The sequence below is a fragment of the Pseudomonas sp. NPDC087185 genome (assembly GCF_044744955.1).
Taxonomy (GTDB): domain Bacteria; phylum Pseudomonadota; class Gammaproteobacteria; order Pseudomonadales; family Pseudomonadaceae; genus Aquipseudomonas.
The window spans coordinates 923,367-945,511 of sequence record NZ_JBIUZK010000001.1 but is presented as its reverse complement, the minus strand read 5'-3'; the positions used below and the strand labels follow the sequence as shown (position 1 = coordinate 945,511).

The 22,145-nt window shown below is 64.3% G+C and carries 17 protein-coding genes and 2 pseudogenes; 10 read left to right on the top strand and 9 right to left on the bottom strand.

The genetic code is table 11. From position 1 onward, the window contains the following. Positions 1 to 11: 11 nt before the first annotated feature. The 3 genes and pseudogenes from ACIPIJ_RS04475 to cysZ form a co-directional block, all read right to left on the bottom strand. Positions 12 to 1,161: pseudogene (locus ACIPIJ_RS04475) on the bottom strand (IS3 family transposase). Between the two features lie 41 nt (positions 1,162 to 1,202). Further along, positions 1,203 to 1,460 (bottom strand): DUF6538 domain-containing protein, encoded by a 258-nt coding sequence (locus ACIPIJ_RS04470; protein WP_401073034.1) that lies wholly within the window; start codon positions 1,458 to 1,460, stop codon positions 1,203 to 1,205. A gap of 54 nt (positions 1,461 to 1,514) precedes the next feature. After that, positions 1,515 to 2,279, bottom strand: coding sequence for a sulfate transporter CysZ (cysZ, locus tag ACIPIJ_RS04465; RefSeq protein WP_401073031.1), 765 nt, complete (start codon positions 2,277 to 2,279; stop codon positions 1,515 to 1,517). Between the two features lie 331 nt (positions 2,280 to 2,610). On the opposite strand from cysZ, the gene trxB reads away from it, so the two are divergent. Beyond that, positions 2,611 to 3,573, top strand: coding sequence for a thioredoxin-disulfide reductase (gene trxB / locus ACIPIJ_RS04460; protein ID WP_401073029.1), 963 nt, complete (start codon positions 2,611 to 2,613; stop codon positions 3,571 to 3,573). Between the two features lie 54 nt (positions 3,574 to 3,627). Here the strand turns inward: trxB and nadC are convergent, their stop codons facing one another. Next, positions 3,628 to 4,476, bottom strand: coding sequence for a carboxylating nicotinate-nucleotide diphosphorylase (gene nadC / locus ACIPIJ_RS04455; RefSeq protein ID WP_401073026.1), 849 nt, complete (start codon positions 4,474 to 4,476; stop codon positions 3,628 to 3,630). Positions 4,477 to 4,717: 241 nt separating this feature from the next. Between nadC and ACIPIJ_RS04450 the strand changes: the two genes are divergently transcribed. The 5 genes and pseudogenes from ACIPIJ_RS04450 to ACIPIJ_RS04430 all read left to right on the top strand — a co-directional run bounded on the left by ACIPIJ_RS04450 (position 4,718) and on the right by ACIPIJ_RS04430 (position 10,472). Next, entirely contained in the window at positions 4,718 to 6,871 is a 2,154-nt protein-coding gene (locus ACIPIJ_RS04450; protein WP_401073024.1) for a DUF1631 domain-containing protein, read from the top strand. A gap of 86 nt (positions 6,872 to 6,957) precedes the next feature. Next, positions 6,958 to 7,530 carry a 1,6-anhydro-N-acetylmuramyl-L-alanine amidase AmpD gene (gene ampD, locus ACIPIJ_RS04445; RefSeq protein ID WP_401073022.1) on the top strand — a complete coding sequence of 191 codons (573 nt, stop codon included), beginning with the start codon at positions 6,958 to 6,960 and terminating at the stop codon, positions 7,528 to 7,530. Then, complete coding sequence (ampE, locus tag ACIPIJ_RS04440) at positions 7,527 to 8,357, top strand: regulatory signaling modulator protein AmpE (RefSeq protein WP_401073019.1); 831 nt, start codon at positions 7,527 to 7,529, stop codon at positions 8,355 to 8,357. Before ampD ends, ampE begins: the two co-directional genes overlap by 4 nt. 135 nt (positions 8,358 to 8,492) lie before the next feature. Further along, positions 8,493 to 9,566, top strand: a pseudogene (locus tag ACIPIJ_RS04435) (methyl-accepting chemotaxis protein); the annotation flags it as partial. After that, the gene (locus ACIPIJ_RS04430; protein WP_401073448.1) at positions 9,543 to 10,472 is read left to right on the top strand and encodes a methyl-accepting chemotaxis protein; all 930 of its coding nucleotides are present in this window, start codon (positions 9,543 to 9,545) and stop codon (positions 10,470 to 10,472) included. The pseudogene ACIPIJ_RS04435 and the gene ACIPIJ_RS04430, both read left to right, overlap by 24 nt. 45 nt (positions 10,473 to 10,517) lie before the next feature. Here the strand turns inward: ACIPIJ_RS04430 and ACIPIJ_RS04425 are convergent, their stop codons facing one another. Together ACIPIJ_RS04425 and cra are read right to left on the bottom strand one after the other, a co-directional pair. Next, the gene (locus tag ACIPIJ_RS04425; RefSeq protein ID WP_401073017.1) at positions 10,518 to 11,294 is read right to left on the bottom strand and encodes a TatD family hydrolase; all 777 of its coding nucleotides are present in this window, start codon (positions 11,292 to 11,294) and stop codon (positions 10,518 to 10,520) included. 2 nt (positions 11,295 to 11,296) lie between these two features. Next, entirely contained in the window at positions 11,297 to 12,292 is a 996-nt protein-coding gene (gene cra / locus ACIPIJ_RS04420; RefSeq protein ID WP_401073014.1) for a catabolite repressor/activator, read from the bottom strand. Between the two features lie 297 nt (positions 12,293 to 12,589). On the opposite strand from cra, the gene ptsP reads away from it, so the two are divergent. The 3 genes from ptsP to ACIPIJ_RS04405 are packed head-to-tail and all read left to right on the top strand — an operon-like array spanning position 12,590 to position 18,120. Next, positions 12,590 to 15,442 carry a phosphoenolpyruvate--protein phosphotransferase gene (gene ptsP, locus ACIPIJ_RS04415; protein ID WP_401073011.1) on the top strand — a complete coding sequence of 951 codons (2,853 nt, stop codon included), beginning with the start codon at positions 12,590 to 12,592 and terminating at the stop codon, positions 15,440 to 15,442. After that, positions 15,443 to 16,390, top strand: coding sequence for a 1-phosphofructokinase (gene pfkB / locus ACIPIJ_RS04410; protein ID WP_401073008.1), 948 nt, complete (start codon positions 15,443 to 15,445; stop codon positions 16,388 to 16,390). After that, the gene (locus ACIPIJ_RS04405) at positions 16,387 to 18,120 is read left to right on the top strand and encodes a PTS fructose-like transporter subunit IIB (protein ID WP_401073006.1); all 1,734 of its coding nucleotides are present in this window, start codon (positions 16,387 to 16,389) and stop codon (positions 18,118 to 18,120) included. The genes pfkB and ACIPIJ_RS04405 overlap by 4 nt, the downstream gene beginning before the upstream one ends. Positions 18,121 to 18,182: 62 nt before the next feature. On the opposite strand, the gene ACIPIJ_RS04400 is transcribed toward ACIPIJ_RS04405, so the two are convergent. Then, entirely contained in the window at positions 18,183 to 18,404 is a 222-nt protein-coding gene (locus tag ACIPIJ_RS04400) for a DUF3820 family protein (RefSeq protein ID WP_401073004.1), read from the bottom strand. A 201-nt stretch (positions 18,405 to 18,605) separates the two neighbouring features. Here ACIPIJ_RS04400 and ACIPIJ_RS04395 point away from each other — a divergent pair, with 201 nt between their 5' ends. Next, positions 18,606 to 19,082, top strand: coding sequence for a PA2169 family four-helix-bundle protein (locus tag ACIPIJ_RS04395; RefSeq protein WP_346614954.1), 477 nt, complete (start codon positions 18,606 to 18,608; stop codon positions 19,080 to 19,082). On the opposite strand, the gene ACIPIJ_RS04390 is transcribed toward ACIPIJ_RS04395, so the two are convergent. Together ACIPIJ_RS04390 and ACIPIJ_RS04385 are read right to left on the bottom strand one after the other, a co-directional pair. After that, the gene (locus ACIPIJ_RS04390) at positions 19,079 to 20,575 is read right to left on the bottom strand and encodes a diguanylate cyclase domain-containing protein (RefSeq protein ID WP_401073002.1); all 1,497 of its coding nucleotides are present in this window, start codon (positions 20,573 to 20,575) and stop codon (positions 19,079 to 19,081) included. The genes ACIPIJ_RS04395 and ACIPIJ_RS04390 overlap by 4 nt on opposite strands. Before the next feature lie 209 nt (positions 20,576 to 20,784). Continuing rightward, on the bottom strand, positions 20,785 to 22,119 hold the full coding sequence (locus ACIPIJ_RS04385; protein WP_401073000.1) for an OprD family porin: 1,335 nt from the start codon (positions 22,117 to 22,119) through the stop codon (positions 20,785 to 20,787). Positions 22,120 to 22,145: the final 26 nt, after the last annotated feature.

Sequence of the window (22,145 nt, the reverse complement as noted above, 5' to 3'; positions counted from 1 at the left end):
CCCCTGGTTTCCTACGCACTCTCCAAGCTCAGGAAATAGCGTTTCTCATACTCTACTGGAGACAGCTGCATAGCACTGCTGTGTCGGCGTTTAGGGTTATAGAACATCTCGATGTAATCGAAAATATCACTTCGGGCCTCTTCACGGGTTGTATAGATCTTTCGTCGGATTCGCTCCCGCTTCAAAAGCTGGAAAAAGCTTTCGGCTACGGCATTGTCGTGGCAGTTTCCCCGCCGGCTCATGCTGCTGATTACATTGTTAGCCTTCAAGAAGCTTTGCCAATCTGAGCTACTGAACTGACTACCTGATCTGAGTGAATCATCACTTGCTGCTGTGGCTTGCGTCGCCACACAGCCATCAACATTGCGTCGATAGCCAGGTCGCTGCACATCCTTGGCTTCATTGACCAACCAATTACTTGGCGTGAGAACAGATCCAGCACTACCGCCAGGTAGAGCCATCCTTCATAGGTGCGGATGTAAGTGATATCTGTCACCCAGACCTTGTTCGGCTCACTGACATTGAACTGCCGCGCGAGGTGGTTGGGCGAGGCCACTGTTGGTTTTCCACCGTAGAACCCTGGACGCCGCCGATAGCCCGTTTGCGAACGCAGCCCCTCCGCCTGCATCAAGCGCCCGACTCGATTTCGTCCGCATTCCTCTCCTAGCTCACGTAGGTCATCGTGAATTTTGCGGTAGCCGTATACACCTCCGCTTTCTAGCCAGGTGTGTTTGATCAAGCCAAGCAGACGTTGATCTTCTTTTGCTCGGGCAGATTGAGGCTCGGCCAGCCAGGCGTAGTAGCCGCTGGGGTGCACCTTGAGGGTTTGGCAAAGGCGCCGCACCGGGTAATCAGTCGAGTGCTTCTTGATGAAGGCGTACTTCAGCCGCACTCCTTGGCAAAGTACGCGGCGGCCTTTTTTAAGATGTCTCGCTCTTCCGTCACGCGCTTGAGTTCAGCACGCAGCTTGCGCAGTTCGGCCTACTGATCGTCGTCTTGCTGACGCTGCTCTTGGGGCTTGCTGTAGACCTTGATCCAGGCGTAAAGGCTGTGCACGGACATGCCCAGGCGCTGGGCGACATCGGCGACGGGTTTGCCTTTCTCGGTCACTTGCTTGACCGCTTCGATCTTGAATTCTTCGGCGTAACGCTGACGACTCATGGCACCTCCTATTTGGGCCTCATTATGAGGCTTGGAGGTGTCTACGAAACCAGGGGCGATTCAACCGTCTCTGGCTTGCAGGGCTCAACGTAGAGGCCCTGGCGGGCATCACTGAACAACCTCTCCGACTCCGCATATGCCAGGGCAAATGCAGCCTTCGCTTGCTGATGGTGTCGGGTATTGAGCGAGCGGCGAATCTCTGTTTTGCCGATGATCGTCCTGAGGTCATCAGGCACCCTGCGACGTAGGTAATAGATGCCCGAGTCGGGGTGCCTGAATGGTTGAGCGATGAGTGCCATGTGTACCAGCCTTGTGTATCAGTTGGCTGGGAAAGGGCATTGCTTACGTAGTTATCAGGCGTTCTGATTGGCCGGTTTCGTGACGCGGGTATCACCCTTTTCGCGCACCCAGAACAGCGTCGCCCCCGCCACCGCCGCCGGCATCATCAGCACGTTCACCCCTGGAATCATCAATGCCAGGTAGGTGATGCCGCCAAAGCCCATGCTCTGCCAGCGCTTCTGCCGCAGCCAGGCGAGCATGTCCTGCCAGCTCATCTTGTTGTTGTCCGCCGGGTAGTCGATGTACTGGATGGCCATCATCCACACGCCGAAGACCAGCCACAGCGGCGCGGCGATCACGTTCACCACCGGGATGAACGAGAGGATGAACAGCCCGATGGCCCGTGGCAGGAAGTAGCCCAGCTTGCGCATCTCGCGGCCAAAGGTGCGCGGCACCATGGCCACCAGCTCAGCCCAGCTGAAGGCCGGGAAGTTGTCCTGGCCGCGTACCACCACTTCGACCTTTTCGGCGAGAAAGCCATTGAACGGCGCGGCGATGATGTTGGCCACCAGGGTGAAGGTGAAGAACACCATCAGCACCAGCAAGGCGACGAACAGCGGCCAGAGGATATAGCTGAGGAAGCTCAACCAGTCAGGCAGGGTCGGCATCAGGGTGTCGAGCCACAGCCCGAACTGGTGGCCGGCGAAGTAGATCATGCCGCCGAACAGCAGCAGGTTGATCGCCAGCGGCAGCAGCACGAACAACCGCAGGTTGGGGCTCAGCACCAGTTTCAGGCCTTCGCGCAGGTACTGGGGGCCAGAGAGGACAGGGGCTTGCATCGAAACACTCCGCAGAGAAGGGAAAACGCGCTGACCTTACCGGCTTTGCCGCGCCGACGAAAGGCGGGCGCGGGTTGGGAAACCGCCTGTAACAAAAGGTTTGGGGGCACTTCCATCGGTAAAAATCACATATAGAGGTTGCCTATGAGGTGGATTGTCGAAGGATATTTCCTTAATCTCTGCCACCTCGCTACAGTGCGCTCAACTTTCAGGTTTCTGGGCCTGCGCGTTGTAGCCTTCCCCAAGTGCTGCGTGGGCCCTTTTTAATTTTCAGCTGGCGCAGCCGGTGTTCCGATGCCGGGCCCTGCGCCCCGCTCGACAGGAGTTCGACATGTCTGAAGTACGTCATTCGCGCGTGATCATCCTCGGTTCCGGCCCTGCCGGTTACAGCGCCGCGGTGTACGCCGCCCGCGCCAACCTCAAGCCGCTGCTGATCACCGGCATGCAGGCCGGCGGCCAGCTGACCACCACCACCGAAGTCGACAACTGGCCGGGCGACCCCCATGGCCTGACCGGCCCAGCGCTGATGCAGCGCATGCAGGAGCACGCCGAGCGCTTCGAGACCGAGATCGTCTTCGACCACATCAACGCCGTCGACCTGGCCAACAAACCGTTCACCCTGCAGGGTGACAGCGGCACCTACACCTGCGACGCGCTGATCATCGCCACCGGCGCCAGTGCTCGCTACCTGGGCCTGCCGTCGGAAGAAGCGTTCATGGGCAAAGGTGTGTCCGCTTGTGCCACCTGTGACGGCTTCTTCTACCGCAACAAGCCGGTCGCCGTGGTTGGCGGTGGCAACACTGCCGTGGAAGAGGCGCTGTACCTGGCCAATATCGCCAGCAAGGTGACCCTGGTACACCGCCGCGAAACCTTCCGTGCCGAAAAGATCCTGGTCGACAAGCTCAATGCCCGCGTCGCCGAAGGCAAGATCGAGCTCAAGCTCAACGCCACCCTGGACGAAGTGCTGGGTGACAACATGGGCGTGACCGGTGCGCGCCTGAAGAACAACGACGGCAGCAGCGACGAAATCAAGGTCGACGGCGTGTTCATCGCCATTGGCCACACCCCGAACACCTCGCTGTTCGAAGGCCAGCTGACCTTGAAGGACGGCTACCTGGTGGTCAACGGCGGCCGTGAAGGCAACGCCACCGCCACCAATGTCGAAGGCGTGTTCGCCGCAGGCGATGTGGCTGACCACGTGTACCGCCAGGCCATCACCTCGGCTGGCGCAGGCTGCATGGCGGCGCTGGACGTCGAGCGCTACCTGGACGGCCTGGCCAACGCCTCGTTCTGATCCACGCATGAAAAAACCGGCCCTCTGGCCGGTTTTTTCATGCGTGCGATTCGCTCACAGGCTTAGGCGCATCGACAGGTCGACGGCCTTCACATCCTTGGTCATCGCGCCAATGGAGATGTAGTCCACGCCTGTCTCGGCAATCACCCGCAGGGTGCTTTCGTTGACCCCGCCACTGGCCTCCAGCTTGGCCTTGCCGGCGGTGATGCGCACGGCTTCACGCATTTCGTCCAGGCTCAGCTCGTCGAGCATGATGATGTCGGCGCCGGCGTCCAGTGCCTGGCGCAGCTCATCCAGGCTTTCCACCTCGATTTCCACCGGCTTGCCCGGGGCGATGCGGTGCGCCGCGGCCACTGCTTCAGGCACGCCGCCGCTGGCGGCAATGTGGTTTTCCTTGATCAGGAAGGCGTCGTAAAGGCCGATGCGGTGGTTGTGGCAACCGCCGCAGGTCACTGCGTACTTCTGCGCCAGGCGCAGGCCGGGCAGGGTCTTGCGGGTGTCGAGCAACTGCACCTGGGTGCCTTCGACCAGGTCGGCTAGCAGGCGTGCGCGGGTGGCGACGCCCGACAGCATCTGCAGGAAGTTCAGCGCGCTGCGCTCGCCGCTGAGCAGCGAACGGGCCGGGCCTTCGAGGTGGAACAGCACTTGGTTGGCCGTGGCGCGCTGCCCATCGGCCACCTGCCAGTGCACCGCCACGCGCGGGTCGAGCTGGCGGAACACGGCATCCACCCACGCGGTGCCGGCCACCACGCAATCTTCGCGGGTGATGATGGTGGCTTTGGCCAGGCGCTCGGCCGGGATCAACTGTGCGGTGATGTCGCCACTGCCTATGTCCTCCAGCAGTGCACGGCGCACGTTGGCTTCGATCTCGGCGGTCAGGTCGGCAAGGCGTAGGTTCGGCATGGTCGGCTCCACAAGCTAGATGCCGCCGATTATAGGGCAGGGGGCCGGGGTGTACAGCCGGCTTGCAGCACACCTTTGGTCAGGTCGAATGAGCAAATGGCAAAAAATACAGTCATTTACCGGCAAGTGAAGAGGTGCTGGCAGGCGTCGGCATTTTTACCGATAATGGCGCCCAGTATTTGGCGTCATAGCTTTGACGATTCTCGCCCTGTCGAATCAGTCACCCAGCAAGGAGTTCGGGATGCATAAAGAAGGCAAGGTGGTGCCCCTGGCGGCCGCCATCAATCGAGGTGCGAGCACGCCCTTGCCTTGCCTTCCGGTACTCCTGCTGCAGGTACGTGACAAGGCCGCCTTGCAATTGCGCCAGGGCCTGCAGGCGTTGTTCGACAACGCTGACGATACCCTCTTCGAAATGGCCGACAAGGCAGCCGACCGCTTCGACCAGCATTTGTATTTCGAGGCCATGCGCGACCTGCGCCTCAAGCGCAAGAGCATCGAGCGCGGCTTTCTCGATACCTTCTACGAGGCCTTTGCCCGCATTGGCCAGGCCGACCCGCTGGGGTTCATGGTCGCCACCGAAAGCCCGCGCACCAAGGCGCAGCTGGAGCGAGCAGCGACTGTCGAAGGCATGGTCGCACGTGTGCTGTCGCGCGACGGTGTGGCCCTCGATCAATTGAGCCTGCGCTTGCAGGCCTTGCTCGACGGCACCCAAAACCAGCAGCACAGCCCGCTCGGGCCTGCGGCGTTGTGCGGCTACTTCCTCGACGCCGGGCGTAACCTGGGCGTTGGCCTGCGGGTCAAGCTGATCCTGTTGAAGTTGTTCGAGCGCTACGTGTTGCGTGACATCGACGTGCTCTATGGCGAAGCCAACCAGTTGCTGGCTGCCGCCGGTGTGCTGGCCGAGCTGCCGCCGGCACCGCGTCGGCGTGCCGATGACGGTTGCATCGGTACACGGCGGATGCCGGCCAGCCAGGGGGCTGACGATGGCATCGGTGCGGACAGCGCCGGGCAAGCCTTCTTCACCTCGTTGCAGGGGTTGCTGGCGCCGGTACGCGGGCGGGTCGCACCCCGCCTGCAGTCGGTTGCCGCAGCGCAGCCGATCAGCACCGCCGACCTGCTGCGCCTGCTCTCGCACCTGCAGCACTATGTACCGGCGGCTGTCGATGAAGACGAGTTTGACCTCGGCCAGCAGCTCGAACAATTGCTGCTGCGGGTGAGCGTGCGCAGTGGTACCCGGCGGCGCATCGCCACGGCCGATGAAGACATGATCAACCTGGTCGGCCTGCTGTTCGCCTACATCCAGGCCGACGACAACCTGCCGCCCAGCCTGCGCGCGTTGATCGTGCGCCTGCACATCCCATTGCTCAAGGTGGCCCTGCTCGACAAGGGGCTGTTCAGCCGCGCCAGCCATCCGGCGCGGCGGCTGCTCAATGAGATTGCCGCTGCCGCGATCGGCTGGGAAACCGGTAACGAGGGCTTGCGCGACAGCCTGCACCTGCGCGTGGAACGCATCGTCCAGCGTCTGCTCAACGATTTCACCGAAGATCCCACCCTGTTCGCCGAGCTGCTGCAAGACTTCCTCGCCTTCAGCCAGGACGAGCGCCGGCGCAACGAGCTGCTCGAACAGCGTACCCGTGATGCCGAAGAAGGGCGCGTACGTGCCCTGCAGGCCCGCCAGCAGGTGCAGCAGGCGCTCAACCAGCGGCTACGCGGGCGCGTGCTGCCGCAGGTGGTGGTGCAGATGCTGGTGCAAGCCTGGAGCCAGGTGCTGCTGCTGGCCTGGCTCAAGCAGGGTGAGCACTCACCGGCCTGGATAAACACCTTGGCGACCATGGACACGTTGCTCGCCAGCATCCTTCCCCACCGTGACCCACAAGCCCTGCTGCAGCAGGTGCCAGGCCTGCTCAAGGCATTGCGCGAGGGGCTGGCCAGCGTGGCGCTGGACTCGGCGGCGACCCGCGACTTCTTTCAGCAGCTCGAACAATTGCACCTGCGCGCGTGTGCCGGGGCCGAGGCGGCGCCGGCGGAGGTGGCCGAGGTGTTGGTGGCCGAAGATATCGTGCTGGCCATCGCCGACGAGTCGGCTTGCGCACCGCTGCGCCAGCCCGACGAGCAGGCCGCGCAGTTGAGTGCGGTGCAGCGCCTGCGTATCGGAGCCTGGGTTGAAGTGCTCGACGATGAAGAACCGCTGCGCTGCAAGCTGGTGGCACGCATCGACAGCAGCGACCGCCTGGTGTTCGCCAACCGTACCGGGATGAAGGTGCGTGAGTGGAGCGCGCCTGGCCTGGCCCAGGCGCTGCGGCGCGGCGATGCGCGGCTGCTGGATGACGGCCTGCTGTTCGAACGGGCGCTGGAAACGGTGCTCGACGGCTTGCGTCAGCAGCAGGTGCATTGATACACGGCTACATGATTCACCTGCACAGGGCGGCACTGGCAGGGCATACTGCGCATCTGTACCCGGTGCTTTTCAGGATCTGCCCCATGCAATTGGACCGTGCCACCGGCTGGTTCCACGGAAACGGAATCACCCACTGCCCTTCGCCAAACTTCAACGCGCGCCCTGAAGGCGAGTCGATTTCCCTCCTGGTGATTCACAACATCAGCCTGCCGCCGGCCTGCTTCGGCAGCGGCAAGGTCCAGCAGTTCTTCCAGAACCGCCTGGACCCTGACGAACATCCCTACTTTGCCAGCATCAGCCACCTGACCGTGTCGGCGCACCTGTTCGTGGAACGTGACGGTGCGGTGACGCAGTTCGTGTCGCTGCTCGACCGCGCCTGGCATGCCGGCGTGTCGTGCTTCGATGGGCGTGAGGGCTGCAACGACTTCTCCATTGGTATCGAACTGGAAGGCACCGATGATTTGCCCTACAGCGATGCCCAGTATGCCGTGCTGGAGCAACTGACCCGGCACATCCAGGCAGCCTGGCCGGCGATCGACCTGGGCCGTATCCAGGGCCACAGCGACATTGCCCCGGTGCGCAAGACCGACCCCGGCCCCGCATTCGACTGGCCGCGTTACCGCGCCGCCGTGCAAGCCAACGAGGACAAGGCATGAGTTTTCTGGTGTTGATACTGGCGCTGTGGGTCGAGAAGTTCTCGGCCCTGCGCCATCAGGTGCAACGCGATGGTTTCTTCCTGGGGGAGCTGGTGCGCCTGGAGCGCAGCGGCAAGGTGCACCCCTGGTGGAGCCTGGCCATCCTGGTGCTGGCGCCGGTGGCGGTGCTGGTGTTGCTGCTGCATGTGCTCGACCCGGTGGCCTATGGCTTGCTGGCCCTGCCGGTGCACCTGCTGGTGCTGATCTACAGCCTCGGCCGCGGTGATGCCAAGGCGGCCCTCGGGCCGTTCCGCGATGCCTGGCGGCGGGGCGACGATCAGGCTGCGCTGCATGTGGCCGAGCGTGACCTGGGGCTGGTGGCCGACGAGCCGCATGGCTTGCTGGTGCGGGTGCAGGGCTACCTGCTGTGGCAAGCGTACCAAAGCTTCTTCGCGGTGATCTTCTGGTACTTCGTGCTGGGCCCCGGCGCGGCACTGGCCTATCGCTTGCTCGCGCTGGCTGCCGACAACAGTCGCCAACCCGCACTCCAGGCACGTGCCGAACAGTTGCGCCACATCATGGACTGGCTGCCGGTACGCGTACTGGCCCTGAGCTTTGCCCTGGTCGGCAATTTTGTCGCGGTGACCCGCGTGATGCTGCACGAGCTGCTCAACTGGCACATCAGTGCCGGGCACCTGGTGGCCAGGGTCGGGCGGATTGCCGATGACATTCCCGAGGAAGAAGACAGCCAGCGTGGCCTGGGCCGGCTGGACAGCCTGTGGGAACTGCTGCTGCGTTGTGCGGTGCTGTGGTATGCCGGGTTTGCCTTGTGCACGGTGCTGCTCTGAGCCGCAGTTAACTTTAAGTTACAAACCTCCGATTCGATCTGCGCTATACAGGTGGCCTAGTGCTACCCCTCGCAGAACAACAAGAATCCAAGGAGGTGCCCCGTGAAGCGTCTGCTCTACCCGGCCATCGCACTGATGAACCGGCTGAGCTTCGGCCAGAAGTTCAGCCTCATCAGCGTCCTGTTCTTCCTGCCCATGCTGGCCACCAGCAGCTACCTGGTGCGCGACGCTTATCTGCACTACCAGGCCACCGGCGCCGAGCTTCAGGGCATCGCCCCGTTGAGCGGCAGTCTGGCATTGCGGGCAGACCTGGAAACCCTTGGCAACCTTCTGCAGGTCAATGCCGTGCTCGGCCAGTCGGGCAATGCCGGGGACCTGGAATCGCGCATCGCCGCGTTGCAGGACAAGGTCCAGACACAGTTGCGAGCACTGCAAGGTCATGACGCCGTGCCCCAGGCCAAGCTCGAAGAACTGGCGGGCGGCTTCACCAGCGCGCAGGCCGAATCGTCCTTGCAGAACAAGGTCGCCCTGGTCGACCGTTTGCTGACTCAGGCCCAGGTGCTGAGCAAGCTAATTGCCAGCCAGTCCGGCCTCAGCCAGGACAATCAGGCTTCAGTGCGCCAGTTGAGCGAGCTGCTCGGCACTGCCACGGCCCAGGTGACTGAGGCCCTCGGTGAGGGCAGGGCGATGGGTGCGATCGCCCTGGGCCGAGGCTTTATCGATTCGTCTGGCAGTGCCCGCTTCGAAGACTTGCTGCAGCGCCTGGAGCGCTTGGGGGCTGACTATGGCCTGCGCGTGGACGACGCCCTGGCCAGCGACCCCGGCCTCAGGCAAGGCTTGGCTGAGGCGGCCGAAAGCAGCAAGGCCTCGGTCAAGCAAGCGGCCGCGTTGTTCGAGGACCATGTGGTAGTAGCGCAAACCCTGGATGCGCCCTGGCCCGCTTTCTATCAACAGGTGAGTGAGCTGATGGCCCGCACCTACCAGTTGAACGAGGCGATCCTCGGCCAGTTGCAGGGGCAATTGCAGGCGCGGCTTGCACAGCAACACCTGCGCATGCTCGCCTTGGGCGGGGTGCTGGCCGGTGTTTTCGCACTGATCGTCTATTTGTATGGCGGCTTCTATGTCTCGACCCGGGCGACCCTGCGCAAGCTGGGGGGCGCGATGGACAAGGTGGCGGCGGGTGACATGACGGTGAGCTTCCAGGCGCACAGCCGCGACGAGCTGGGCGCATTGGCCCAAGGCTTCAGCGAAACGGTGCGCCGTATCCGCGGCCTGATCGACCAGGTCGGTCACACCGTGGTGGCGGTCGAGGAACAGGCCGGGCAGGTATTGGCGGTATCGAGCCGCAGCAACCAGGCCGTCAGCGGCCAGCGCGAACAGATCGAGCAGGTGGCCACGGCGATGAACCAGATGAGCGCCACCGCCCAGGAAGTGGCACGCAATGCCGCGTTGGCCGCCGAGGGGGCGCAGCAGGTCAATCGCGAAAGCGCCAATGGCCGCAACCTGGTTGAAAGCCAGCAAGGCAGCATTGGCCGGCTGGCGGCCGAAATCGACCAGACTGTGCTGGCGATCAACCAGCTGGCAGACGACAGCCAGGCCATCGGCCAAGTGCTGGAGGTGATCCGCAGCATCGCCGAGCAGACCAACCTGTTGGCGCTAAACGCGGCCATCGAAGCCGCCAGGGCTGGTGAGCAGGGGCGTGGGTTTGCCGTGGTCGCCGACGAAGTGCGCACCTTGGCCAAACGCACGCAGAATTCCACTGCGCAGATCGCGCAGATGATCCAGCGCCTGCAGGACGGTGTCGGCGCGGCGGTGCGGGCCATGGGCAGCAGCCATCAGATGGCCGCCGGTACCGTTGACGAGGCACGCCAGGTGCAGCAGACGTTGGGCAATATCCTCGGTGCGGTCGGCGGCATCGTCGAGCAGAACCAGCAGATCGCCGCAGCGGTCGAGCAGCAGACGGCGGTCGCGCAGGATATCGACCAGAACATCGTGGCGATCAACCGGGCGGCGCAGGACACCACCGTGGGGGCTTGCCAGACCGAAGATGCCAGCCGGGCGCTGTCTGCGCAGGTGGTGGAGCTGAAGCGTTTGATCGGGGCGTTCAAGGTTTAGTCAGTACCGGCCTGTTCGCGGGCTTGCTCCACGAACAGGCCGGGACTACCAGCCAAACAACTCACAGGCATTCTTGCAGGTGGCGGCAGCCAGTATTTCTACCTCTATACCGATCACCTCGGCCAACGCTTCGGCAATTTCCGGCAGGTGCTCGGGGCTGTTGCGCTCGCCGGCAAACATCACCGGCGCCATGTCCGGCGAGTCGGTCTCCAGCACGATGCTCTCCAGCGGCAAGCGCGGCAGGGTCTTGCGCAAGCGAAGCGCCTGCGGCCAGGTGCCCGCGCCGCCGAGCCCAAGCCGGAAACCAAGCTTGATGTACTCGCGCGCTTCTTCGTAGCTGCCCGCGAACGCGTGGATGACGCCTGCCCGCGCCGGTTTGTAGCGCTTGAGCGTGGCAATGACCTGGGCATGGCTGCGGCGCACGTGGAGCAGGGCGGGCAGCTCGAAATCACAGGCCATCTGCAGCTGCGCTTCGAACAGCGCCTGCTGGCGCTGCTTATCCAGCGTTTCGACGTAGTAGTCCAGGCCGAACTCGCCGACGGCGCACAGCCTCGGGTCGCCACGAAGGCGTTCGAGCCATGCGCGCAATTGCACCAGGTGCTCGGGGCGATGCTGGGCCAGGTAGATCGGGTGCAGCCCCAGCGCGGCATGCAGGCGCCCGTCACTGCAGGCCAGGTCCCACACGCGCTGGAAATTCGCCTGGTAAACCCCCAGCACCACCATACGCTCCACCCCGCGTGCCGCCGCATTGGCCAGCAGGCGCGAGCGGTCGGCGTCGAAGTCGGGGAAGTCCAGGTGGGTGTGGGTGTCGATCAGGCGCATGGTCAGGCCGCGCTGATGCGTTGCTTGAAGGTGCGGCCGATGGCGTGCACGCCGGGCTCGTAGCGCTTGTTCTCGATCGCGGCCAGGGCCAGTTCCAGGGCAGTGGCGGCAATCAGGCCGTGTTGCTGGGCCATCGCATTGACCGGCAGCGGCAGGAAGTCGAGCAACTGGTTGTCACCGAACGTGCCCAGCTGCAACTGGCGCGAGTCGGCCGGGCGCGCCTGCAGGGTGTCGAACACGCCTTGCAGCAGCACGTAGGAGGTGGTTACCAGGGCGTCCGGCAGGCCGCCCAGTTCGTCGATCAGCTGCTGCATCAGGCGCTGGCCGCATTCACGGCTGAATGCCTCGCCTTGATAGCGGCGTACATCCCCGGCGAAACCTTGCATGGCTTCGTCGAAACCGCCGGCACGTGCCTGGCTGACCGACAGCTCTGGGCGTGCGCCAATCAAGGCGATGCTGCGCGGCGCAGTGGCCAGCAAGCTGTCGGCCAACTGGCGGCTAGCATCGCGATCGTCGCTGATGACCGAGCAGAAGTGCGCAGGGTTGAGCCGCCGGTCGATGGCGATCACCGGCAGGCCCTTGTCCTGCAGCTCGCGGTAGCTTTCGTCTTCCGGCGGCAGGCAGCTGGCGACGAACAGGGCATCGCAACGCCGGGCACGAAACAGTTGCTGCAACTGGCGTTCGCTGTCCGGCTGGTCATCGCTGCTAGCGATCAGCAGCTGGTAGCCTCGGGCGCGGGCGCCTTGTTCCAGCTGCTTGGCGATGCGCGCGTAGCTGGGGTTCTCCAGATCCGGGAGAATGAAGCCCAAGGTGCGCGTATGCCGGCTGCGCAGGCCAGCCGCTTGCGGGTTGGGCGTAAAGCCATGGGCCTCGACCACCGCACGCACACGCTCGACAGTGCTGCTACTGATGCGCTGCTGTTCGGCCTTGCCATTGATGACGTAACTGGCAGTGGTCACGGACACACCGGCCAGACGGGCGATATCGCTGAGTTTCACCGAATTTTCCTTGTTATTACCGGGGCTGGCTGTACAACCAGACCGGATAGTTTGACCCGGCCTGGCCGCCACGCGCAGACGACCATTGTCGCAATTGTCCGACAGGATGGGGCTTTTTCCCCGGAAGATTATCGAGTAACGTGGCCGCTTGGTCAGGTTAAACGTTTCAGCTATTAAATTTTCTGCCTCGACGGCCGTTGGTGCACGGCCGTTGAACTGGCTGATTACGTGAATTTCACAACAATACCTCAGTACCCGGCGCAAAAGCGTAAACAGGGACTGCAAAAGGAGAAGGTCATGCTCGAGCTCGCCAATGAGCAGATAGCCATGGGCCAGACGGCCGCTGACAAGGCCGAGGCATTGCGCCTGCTGGCCGATCGGCTGGTCGCTGACGGCCTGGTCGCCGAAGGGTATCTGCAGGGCCTGCAGGCGCGCGAAGCGCAAGGCTCGACGTTCCTTGGCCAGGGCATCGCCATCCCCCACGGCACGCCGCAGACCCGTGACCTGGTGTATGCCACGGGTGTGCGCCTGTTGCAGTTTCCCGAAGGCGTGGACTGGGGCGACGGCCAGATCGTCTACCTGGCCATCGGCATCGCCGCGCGTTCCGATGAACACCTGCGCCTGCTGCAGCTATTGACCCGCGCCCTGGGCGAGACCGACCTAGCCGAGGCATTGCGCCGCGCCAGTTCCGCCGAAGCGCTGCTCAAACTCCTGCAGGGCGCACCCCAGGCGCTGGCGCTGGATGCACAACTGGTCGGCCTGAACCTGCCCGCCGAAGACTTCGACGAACTCGCCTGGCGCGGTGCACGCCTGCTGCAACGTGCCGGTTGCGTCGACAGTGGTTTTGCCGCCGTGCTGCAACAGGCCGAGCCACTGCCCCTGGGTGAGGGCCTGTGGTGGTTGCACAGCGAGCGCCAGGTGCGCCAGCCTGGCCTGGCTTTCATCACCCCGCAGCAGCCGCTGCGCTACCGCGACCAGCCGCTCAATGGCCTGTTCTGCCTGGCCAGCCTGGGTGCTGCTCACCAGGCGTTGCTAGAACGCCTGTGCGAAGTGCTGATCGAGGGGCGCGGGCAGACGCTCTACCAGGCCACCAGCAGCCGCGCAGTCCTTGAAGTGCTGGGCGGTGAAGCCGCGCCCGACTGGCCCAGCGCGCGCTTTGTGCTGGCCAACCCGCATGGCCTGCATGCGCGGCCGGCAAAAATCCTCGCGCAGTTGGCCAAGGGCTTTGAGGGCGAGATTCGCATACGTGTGCTGGACAGCGCGCAGCCGGCGGTGTCGGTCAAGAGCCTGAGCAAGCTGCTGAGCCTGGGCGCGCGACGTGGTCAGGAGCTGGAACTGCTGGCCGAGCCTGCCATCGCCAGCGACGCCTTGCCGGTGTTGCTGGCTGCCATCGAGCAAGGCCTCGGCGAGGACGTCGAGCCCTTGCCCAAAACTGCTGCGCCGGTTGCCGCCGCGCCTGTGGATAAGCTCCAGGCGCCTGCGGCAGGCAGCCGTATCCAGGCCGTGGCTGCAGCCCCCGGCATCGCCAGTGGGCCGGCGCATGTCAGTGTCGAACGTGATATCGACTACCCGTTGCGAGGCGAATCGCCGACCCAGGAGCGGCTCAAGCTGCGCCAGGCGCTGGAGGCGGTGAATGGCGAGTTGCAGGCCCTGGTGCAGCGCAGCGACAAAGCCATTGGCGAAATCTTCGTCACCCACCAGGAAATGCTCGCCGACCCGGCGCTGGCCGACGATGTCGAGCTGCGCCTGGCTCAGGGTGAAAGCGCGGCGGCCGCGTGGATGGCCGTCATCGAAGCGGCGGCGCGCCAGCAAGAGGCGCTGCACGATGCGCTGCTGGCCGAGCGCGCTGCGGACTTGCGCGACATCGGCCGCCGAGTGCTGGCGCAGTTGTGCGGTGTGCAGGCCCAGGCCGAGCCCGAGCAGCCTTACGTACTGGTGATGGGCGAGGTCGGCCCGTCCGATGTCGCCCGTCTTGACCCGGCACGGGTCGCCGGCATCGTCACCGCCCATGGCGGCGCCACGGCGCACAGCGCGATTGTCGCGCGGGCCCTGGGCATCCCGGCGGTGGTCGGTGCGGGGGCGGCAATCCTGCTGCTCGAGCCCGGCACGCCGCTGTTGCTCGATGGCCAGCGCGGCGTGGTCAGCATTGCGCCAGCGGCCGACGAGCTGCAACGCGCCCTGGCCGAACGTGACCTGCGCGAACAGCGCCTGCAAGCGGCCTGGGCCAAACGCCACGAGCCAGCGGTCACTCGCGATGGCCACGCCGTCGAAGTGTTCGCCAACATCGGCGAAAGCAGTGGCATTGACAAGGTGGTAGAGCAGGGGGCCGAAGGCGTCGGCCTGCTGCGCACCGAGCTGATCTTCATGAATCACCCGCAGGCGCCGGACGTCGCTACCCAGGAAGCCGAATACCGGCGCGTGCTCGAAGGCCTGGGCGGGCGGCCACTGGTGGTGCGCACCCTCGATGTGGGCGGCGACAAACCGCTGCCCTACTGGCCGATTGCCGCCGAGGAAAACCCGTTTCTCGGTGTGCGCGGGGTGCGCCTGACCCTGCAACGCCCGCAGATCATGGAAGACCAGCTGCGCGCACTGCTGCGCGCTGCCGACCAGCGCCCGCTGCGGATCATGTTCCCCATGGTCGGCCAGGTGCATGAATGGCGCGAGGCGCGGGCCATGGTCGAGCGCCTGCGTGAGGAAATCCCGGTCGCCGACCTGCAACTCGGCATCATGGTCGAGGTGCCGTCCGCTGCCTTGCTGGCGCCACAGCTGGCCCGTGAAGTGGACTTCTTCAGCATCGGCACCAACGACCTGACCCAGTACACCCTGGCCATCGACCGTGGTCACCCAAGCCTGTCGGCCCAGGCCGATGGCCTGCACCCGGCAGTACTGAGCCTGATCGACATGACCGTGCGCGCCGCCCATGCCCAGGGCAAGTGGGTGGGCGTGTGCGGTGAGCTGGCCGCCGACCCGCAGGCGGTGGCCGTGCTGCTGGGCCTGGACGTCGATGAACTGAGCGTGGCCGCCCGCAGCATTGCCGAAGTCAAAGCCCTGGTTCGCCAGGCCGATCATCAGACGGCCCGCGCCCTGGCGCGCGAGGCCCTGCAACAAGACAGCGCCGCGGCCGTTCGCGCGCTGGTGGAGCGTTACTGAATGGCCAAGATCCTGACCCTGACCCTGAACCCGGCGCTGGACATCACCGTCAGCCTCGACGCCCTGCGCCCCGGGCATGTAAATCGTGCACATGAGCAGCACAGCCATGCCGCAGGCAAAGGGCTGAACGTGGCCCAGGTGCTGGCCGACCTGGGGCATGAGGTGACCGTCGCCGGTTTCCTTGGCCAGGACAACCTGCAACCGTTTGAAGCGTTGATCGCCTGGCGCGGCTTTACCGACTGCTTCGTCCGCGTGCGAGGGGAGACGCGCAGCAACCTCAAGCTGGTCGAAGCCGATGGCCGGGTGACCGACATCAACGGGCAAGGGCCGCAGGTCGATGAAGCCGCCCGTGCCGCCCTCATGGGCCTGCTTGAACAGGTGGCACCTGGGCATGACGCCGTGGTGGTGGCAGGCAGCCTGCCACGTGGCATCAGCCCCGAGTGGTTGCGTGAGGTGCTCGAACACCTGAAAGCCCTGGGCCTCAAGGTCGCCCTCGACAGCAGTGGCGAAGCCCTGCGCGCCGGGCTGCAGAGCGCGCCCTGGCTGGTCAAGCCGAACACCGAAGAGCTGGGCGAAGTGCTGGGCCTGGCTGTCGACAGCCCAGCCGAGCAACAAGCCGCCGCCCAGCGGTTGCTGGCCACGGGGGTCGAGCACGTGGTGGTGTCGGCGGGCGAGCAGGGCGTCAGCTGGTTCGCCGCTGGCCAGGCACTGCACGCCCAGCCGCCGCTGGTGCGGGTCGCCAGCACCGTGGGCGCGGGCGATTCACTGGTGGCCGGCATGGTCCACGGCCTGCTGCTGGCCGAAGCACCCGCACAGACCTTGCGCCGCGCCACGGCCATCGCCGCCCAGGCTGTGACTCAGGTCGGCTTCGGCATCCGCGACCGCGAACAATTGGCGCGCCTGGAAGCCGCCGTGCAACTGACAGAACAACAAGAGGGTTGCCGATGAACATTGCCATTGTCACCGCCTGCCCCAACGGCCAGGTGTCCAGCGTGCTCAGCGCGCGCCTGCTGGCGGCTGCCGCCCAGCGGCGCGGCTGGAGCACGAGCGTAGAAGTGCAGGATGCCGAGCATCCAGAGCGGCAACTCACGGCCGCGCAGATCGCCGATGCCGACTGGGTGCTGGTGATCAGCACTGGCCCGGTGAACCTGGCCCGGTTCGCCGGCAAGCGCCTTTATCAAAGCACACCGTCGCAAGCGCTGGCCGACCGTGAAGGCTTCCTCGACGAGGCGGCGGCCAACGCGCAGGTACAGGCGCAGGCGCATCACGCCGAGCAGCCGCCTGCCATGGCTAGCGCCAAGGTGGTCGCCGTCACTGCCTGCCCGACCGGCGTCGCGCATACGTTCATGGCCGCCGAGGCCTTGCAGCAGGCGGCGCAACAACTGGGTTACCAGCTCACCGTCGAGACCCAGGGTTCGGTCGGTGCACGCAACCCGCTGTCGGCCCAGGCCATCGCCGACGCCGACATCGTGCTGCTGGCTGCGGATATCGAGGTGCCCACCGCCCGTTTCGCCGGTAAACGCATCTATCGCTGTGGCACCGGCATCGCCCTCAAGCAGGCCCGTGCCACGCTGGACAAGGCCCTGGCCGAGGCCAAGGTGGAAAGCGCAGGTGAGGGCGCAGCCGCTGCCAGCACGCCTGAAAAAGCCGGCATCTACAAGCACCTGCTGACCGGTGTTTCGTTCATGTTGCCGATGGTGGTGGCGGGCGGCTTGCTGATCGCCTTGTCGTTCGTCTTCGGCATCGAAGCCTACAAGGAGCCGGGCACCTTGCCGGCCGCCTTGATGCAGATCGGCGGCGAGGCGGCATTCAAACTGATGGTGCCGCTGCTGGCCGGCTACATCGCCTGGTCCATTGCAGACCGCCCAGGCCTGGCCCCGGGCATGATCGGTGGCCTGTTGGCGAGCACCCTGGGCGCCGGTTTCATCGGCGGTATCGTCGCCGGCTTCCTGGCCGGTTACAGCGCCAAGGCCATTGCCCGCTGGGCACGCTTGCCGAGCAGCCTCGATGCGCTCAAGCCGATATTGATCATTCCACTGCTGGCCAGCCTGTTCACGGGCCTGGTGATGATTTATGTGGTCGGCCAGCCGGTGGCGGCCATGCTCGAAAGCCTGACGCAGTTTCTCGACAGTATGGGCACGACCAATGCCATCCTCCTCGGGCTGCTGCTCGGCGGCATGATGTGCGTCGACCTGGGCGGGCCGATCAACAAGGCCGCCTATGCCTTCTCGGTGGGGCTGCTGGCGTCATCGAGCTACGCGCCGATGGCGGCGACCATGGCGGCCGGCATGGTGCCGCCGATTGGCCTGGGCATCGCCACCTTCCTGGCCCGCCGCAAGTTCGCCCAGAGCGAGCGCGAAGCAGGCAAGGCGGCGTTGGCGTTGGGCTTGTGCTTCATCTCCGAAGGGGCGATCCCGTTCGCCGCCAAGGACCCGCTGCGGGTGATCCCGGCAAGCATTGCGGGTGGCGCGTTGACCGGGGCGCTGTCGATGTACTTCGGCTGCAAGCTGATGGCGCCCCATGGCGGACTGTTCGTGCTGCTGATCCCGAATGCGATCAACCATGCGTTGCTTTACCTGCTGGCAATCGTCGCAGGTAGCCTGGTGACGGCGGTGGTGTATGCGGTCATCAAGAAGAGTGAGCAGGTGGAGCTGGCGGTGGCGCCAGTGAAAGGTTAACCGATTGCTTCATACCTACTGGCCGCTTCGCGGGCTTATCCTGCGAAGCGGCCGGCGAAGGCCTACCGCCGATGCTTCTGCCGCAACGGCACCAGCAAATCCCCCAGCCCGTTGTGATCGACTTCGTGCATCAACGCCAACAACCCACCCAGCTCTCCCGCCGGGAAGCCCTTGCGGGCGAACCACGCCAGGTAGTCGCCGGGCAGGTCAGCAATGATCCGCCCCTGGTACTTGCCAAAGGGCATTGTGCGAACGACCAGCAGTTCGAGGGTTTCCGGTTTCATCGGCAGTGCCTGGCAGAGGGGAGTGGGCCGACCATACTGCAATCTGCACGAGCGCCCAAGCGGCAATCATGCATAACGCCGTTTAACGGCTTTGCAGGTTTGGATTTAACTAATTGTTTTATATGGTTTTATTTTAAATCAACGGCTTGGCACGAAGGCTGCTCCTGTTTACATGACTATCACCTGCCAAGGAGTTCAGCCATGAGCAACCCCAACAAAGACGTGATCGATGTGCTCAACGACCTGATCGAGTACAGCAAGGACGGCGAAAAAGGTTTCAAGGCTTCGGCCGATGACGTGAAGAACCCCGAGCTCAAAGCATTCTTCGTCCAGCGCGCTGGCGAATGCGCCAACGCTGCAGGTGAGTTGCAGAGTGAAGTGCGTCGCCTGGGTGGCGACCCGGAAACCTCTACCAGCATCAGCGGTGACCTGCACCGTGGCTGGGTGAACCTGAAGTCGATGGTCACCGGCAAGGATGAAGAAGCCGTGCTCAACGAAGTGGAGCGCGGCGAGGATCATGCACTCAAGGCCTACAAGGAAGCGCGCGAGAAATTGGTCAAACTGGGCCGTTCGGTCAGTGACCCTAGCTACGCCGTGGTCGAGAAACAGCTACAAGGCGTCCAGCGCAACCATGACCAGGTAAAAGCACTGCGCAACGCCGCCCGCGCTCGCTCCTAATCTGCGGGCATCTCTACCCGGTTGCGGCCGTTGGCCTTGGCCCGGTAGAGCGCCTCGTCCGCGGCACTCAGCACGGTCGCAAGATCCTGCTGAGTGCCGGGGATGTAGACGCTGATACCGATGCTCACCGTGACCGAATGGGCATCATCGGCAAACGGGGCCAAGGCCTCGACGCTCGCCCGGATGCGTTCAGCCAGCAGCTGTGCTCCCGCCAGCTCTGTCTCCGGCAAGATCACCTGAAACTCTTCCCCGCCGTAGCGTGCCGCCAGGTCGGCCGGGCGACGTATGCATTGCTCGATGGCCTTGGCCACCTCACGTAGGGCATGGTCACCGCCCGCGTGGCCATGGCGCTGGTTGAATGCCTTGAAGTGATCCACATCCACCATCAGCACCGCCAACGGCTTGCGGTTACGCTGCGCACGCGCCCATTCCAACCGCAGGACCTGGTCGAGCCGGCGGCGGTTGGCCAGCCCGGTGAGGCTGTCGGTCGCGGCGAGTGTCGCCAGCCCCTGTTCGGCTTCGTGTCGGCGGCGCAACTCGCGGCCCAGCAGCAAGGTCAGCCAAAGGATACCGATGCACAGCAGCCCGGTGGCCACGCTGACGACCATCGCGGTACGCCGCCACGATTGGAATACCTCATCGGCGGAATGCACCACCAGCACGATCAGCGGCAGGTCGGCGACCCGGGCGAAGGTAAACATGCGCTGGCTGCCGCTAATGCTTGAACGGGCGCTGAAGCTGCCGCTGCGCTCACCGAGGATGCGCTTGAAATTCGGCCGGTCGGCAAAACTGGTGCCGATCAGCGGGTCCCGTTCGCGGTAAGGTTGGCGGGCGAGCAGTTGGCCATCCGCGTTGAGTAGGTTGATGCTGCTGTCAGCGCCGATATCAAGGCGTTGGAACAGTTCGCTGAAATAGGACAGGCGCAAGGCACCGGCGGCCAGCCCGTCAAAGCTGCCATCCGGGGCGGAAATGCGCCGGCTGAAGCTGATGCACCAGTCGAGGTCGCCGAGCCGTGCCTTGAACGGCGGGCTGATGAATAGCCCCAGGTCGGGGTAGCTGCGATGCGCGCGAAAGTCCACGGTATCGGCGAAATTGGCCTGGCGCGGGGTCACGCTGGTGGAGTCGCCCACCACATTGCCATTGGCATCCAGCCACAGAATGTCGCCACGCACCGGGGCGGCAAATGTCTGGTTGAAGAGGATCTGCTGGCGCAGTTTCGGCGCCACCTGCAGCAGTTCGGGGTGCTGCACCGCCCAGATCAGCCCGCGCAGGGATTGGTCATAGAGCTCGACGTTGCGCAGGATATCGCTTTCGATCAGCTGGACGATGTTGTTGGAGGCGCGGATGGCCGACTGCTCGACACTGTCGCGCTCACGCCCCAGCAAGTAGCTGACGATGGCCACGATAGCGAGCACGGCAAGGCAGCTGCCCAGGTTGAGGATCAGCTCGGGGTGCGACCTGTAGAGTGCGAGACGCGGTAATCGAGTGGGCATGCGCGCTACTGCTGAGGCAGGGCCATTTGCGGCGGGCGACATTCTAGGGAAGCGGGGATTGTCGGACAAGATTTGTCCGACGGAATCGTGTGGGCGTTTGCTCTACTTGTGGGAGCGGGCTTGTCCCGCGGAGCAGGCGGCGCGCTGCATGGCACCGGTTTTGCCGGTGTTAGCGGGGCAAGCCCGCTCCCACAGACCCCGTTCTCAGGTCAGAAGATGTTCAACGGATAATCGACGATCACCCGCAGTTCGTCGTTGTCGCTGTTGTCGTCAATGGAGGCATAGCCCTGGCTGCCACGGTGGGTGGCGTAGCGCACCAGCACCGACAGGTCCTTGAGGTCGCCTTCCTGGAACACGTACTTCACGTCCAGGTCACGCTCCCAGTGGGTGGCGTTCTTGCCGTCGGCGCGGTAGTAGTCGTAGTGGGTGTTGTTCTGGTCGGCCTTGCTCAGGTCGGCTTCACCGCGCGAGTACGACACGGTGGTGCTCAGGCCTGGCACGCCAACGCCGGCGAAGTCGTACGCATACTGCAGCTTCCACGAGCGCTCGTTGGGCGCGTTGAAGTCCGAGTACATGCGCGAGTTGTCCAGGTACACGCTGTCGCCCAGGTTGATGTAATCGAACGGCGTGTCGCCATTGACCCGCTGATAGGCGGCGGTGACGCTGTGGTAACCGGCATTGACCGTGAAGTGCAGGCTGTAGGTGTTGTTGTCGATCTTGCCCATCAGCGCCTGGCCGGTGTCCTGGGTGTGGTAGAAGTGCACGCCCGGGTTGAGGCTGACCAGGTCGTTGACCACGTAGGTGTAGTCGAAGTCAGCGTAGTACTGGTTCCAGATGTCCTTCAGTTCGGCGGCATAGAGGTTGGCGGTGATGTTCTCGGTACCGCTCCACGACGCGCCCGCCCAGTTCAGGTGCTTGCTCTTGTCGTGTTCATCCAGCGAGCCGTAGTAGGTGTCGATGCGGCGGTGGCCGCTCTGGTTGTACGGTTTGGTGAAGCTCACCTGGCCGCCTTCGAGCAGCAAGCCATCGATGCTGGTGTTGGTCAGGCTCACGCCGCGGAAGGTCTGCGGCAGCATGCGGGTTTCGCCGCCGGCGATCACCGGGTTGGTGAGGAACAGGTCACCGGCCTTGAGCTCAGTGTCGAACGCCTTCAGCTTCACCGCAGCGCCCGCAGTGGAGAACGAATGCGGGGCAGCGCCCAGCTCACCGTCGTCCTTCACATGCTCGGGCAGGATGCTGGTGCCGGCGTAACCGCCACCGCCGTCGAGCTTGAGGCCCAGCATCGCGTGGGCGTCGAGGCCAAAGCCAACCACGCCTGGCGTGTAGCCGGACTCGAAACGGGCGACCGCACCCTGGCCCCACTCGCGCTTGTCGCGCACGCCAGTGTTGAGGTTGTTGCGGTTGAAATAGGCATTGCGCAAATTCAGGTTGAACGACGAACCCTCGATGAAGCCATCAGCCTTGTCTTCATCTGCCTGGGCGGCGAGGGGGATCGTTGCGGTCAATGCAATGAACAACGGGGTAAAACGAAACGCGGAAGGCACCGGTACTAGCTCCTTTGGTATGACGG

Coding starts and splice junctions, on each gene's coding strand:
- ACIPIJ_RS04470 (WP_401073034.1), bottom strand. CDS start 1,460: ATGGCACTCATCGCTCAACCATTCAGGCACCCCGACTCGGGCATCTAT.
- cysZ (WP_401073031.1), bottom strand. CDS start 2,279: ATGCAAGCCCCTGTCCTCTCTGGCCCCCAGTACCTGCGCGAAGGCCTG.
- trxB (WP_401073029.1), top strand. CDS start 2,611: ATGTCTGAAGTACGTCATTCGCGCGTGATCATCCTCGGTTCCGGCCCT.
- nadC (WP_401073026.1), bottom strand. CDS start 4,476: ATGCCGAACCTACGCCTTGCCGACCTGACCGCCGAGATCGAAGCCAAC.
- ACIPIJ_RS04450 (WP_401073024.1), top strand. CDS start 4,718: ATGCATAAAGAAGGCAAGGTGGTGCCCCTGGCGGCCGCCATCAATCGA.
- ampD (WP_401073022.1), top strand. CDS start 6,958: ATGCAATTGGACCGTGCCACCGGCTGGTTCCACGGAAACGGAATCACC.
- ampE (WP_401073019.1), top strand. CDS start 7,527: ATGAGTTTTCTGGTGTTGATACTGGCGCTGTGGGTCGAGAAGTTCTCG.
- ACIPIJ_RS04430 (WP_401073448.1), top strand. CDS start 9,543: ATGACGGTGAGCTTCCAGGCGCACAGCCGCGACGAGCTGGGCGCATTG.
- ACIPIJ_RS04425 (WP_401073017.1), bottom strand. CDS start 11,294: ATGCGCCTGATCGACACCCACACCCACCTGGACTTCCCCGACTTCGAC.
- ptsP (WP_401073011.1), top strand. CDS start 12,590: ATGCTCGAGCTCGCCAATGAGCAGATAGCCATGGGCCAGACGGCCGCT.
- pfkB (WP_401073008.1), top strand. CDS start 15,443: ATGGCCAAGATCCTGACCCTGACCCTGAACCCGGCGCTGGACATCACC.
- ACIPIJ_RS04405 (WP_401073006.1), top strand. CDS start 16,387: ATGAACATTGCCATTGTCACCGCCTGCCCCAACGGCCAGGTGTCCAGC.
- ACIPIJ_RS04400 (WP_401073004.1), bottom strand. CDS start 18,404: ATGAAACCGGAAACCCTCGAACTGCTGGTCGTTCGCACAATGCCCTTT.
- ACIPIJ_RS04395 (WP_346614954.1), top strand. CDS start 18,606: ATGAGCAACCCCAACAAAGACGTGATCGATGTGCTCAACGACCTGATC.
- ACIPIJ_RS04390 (WP_401073002.1), bottom strand. CDS start 20,575: ATGCCCACTCGATTACCGCGTCTCGCACTCTACAGGTCGCACCCCGAG.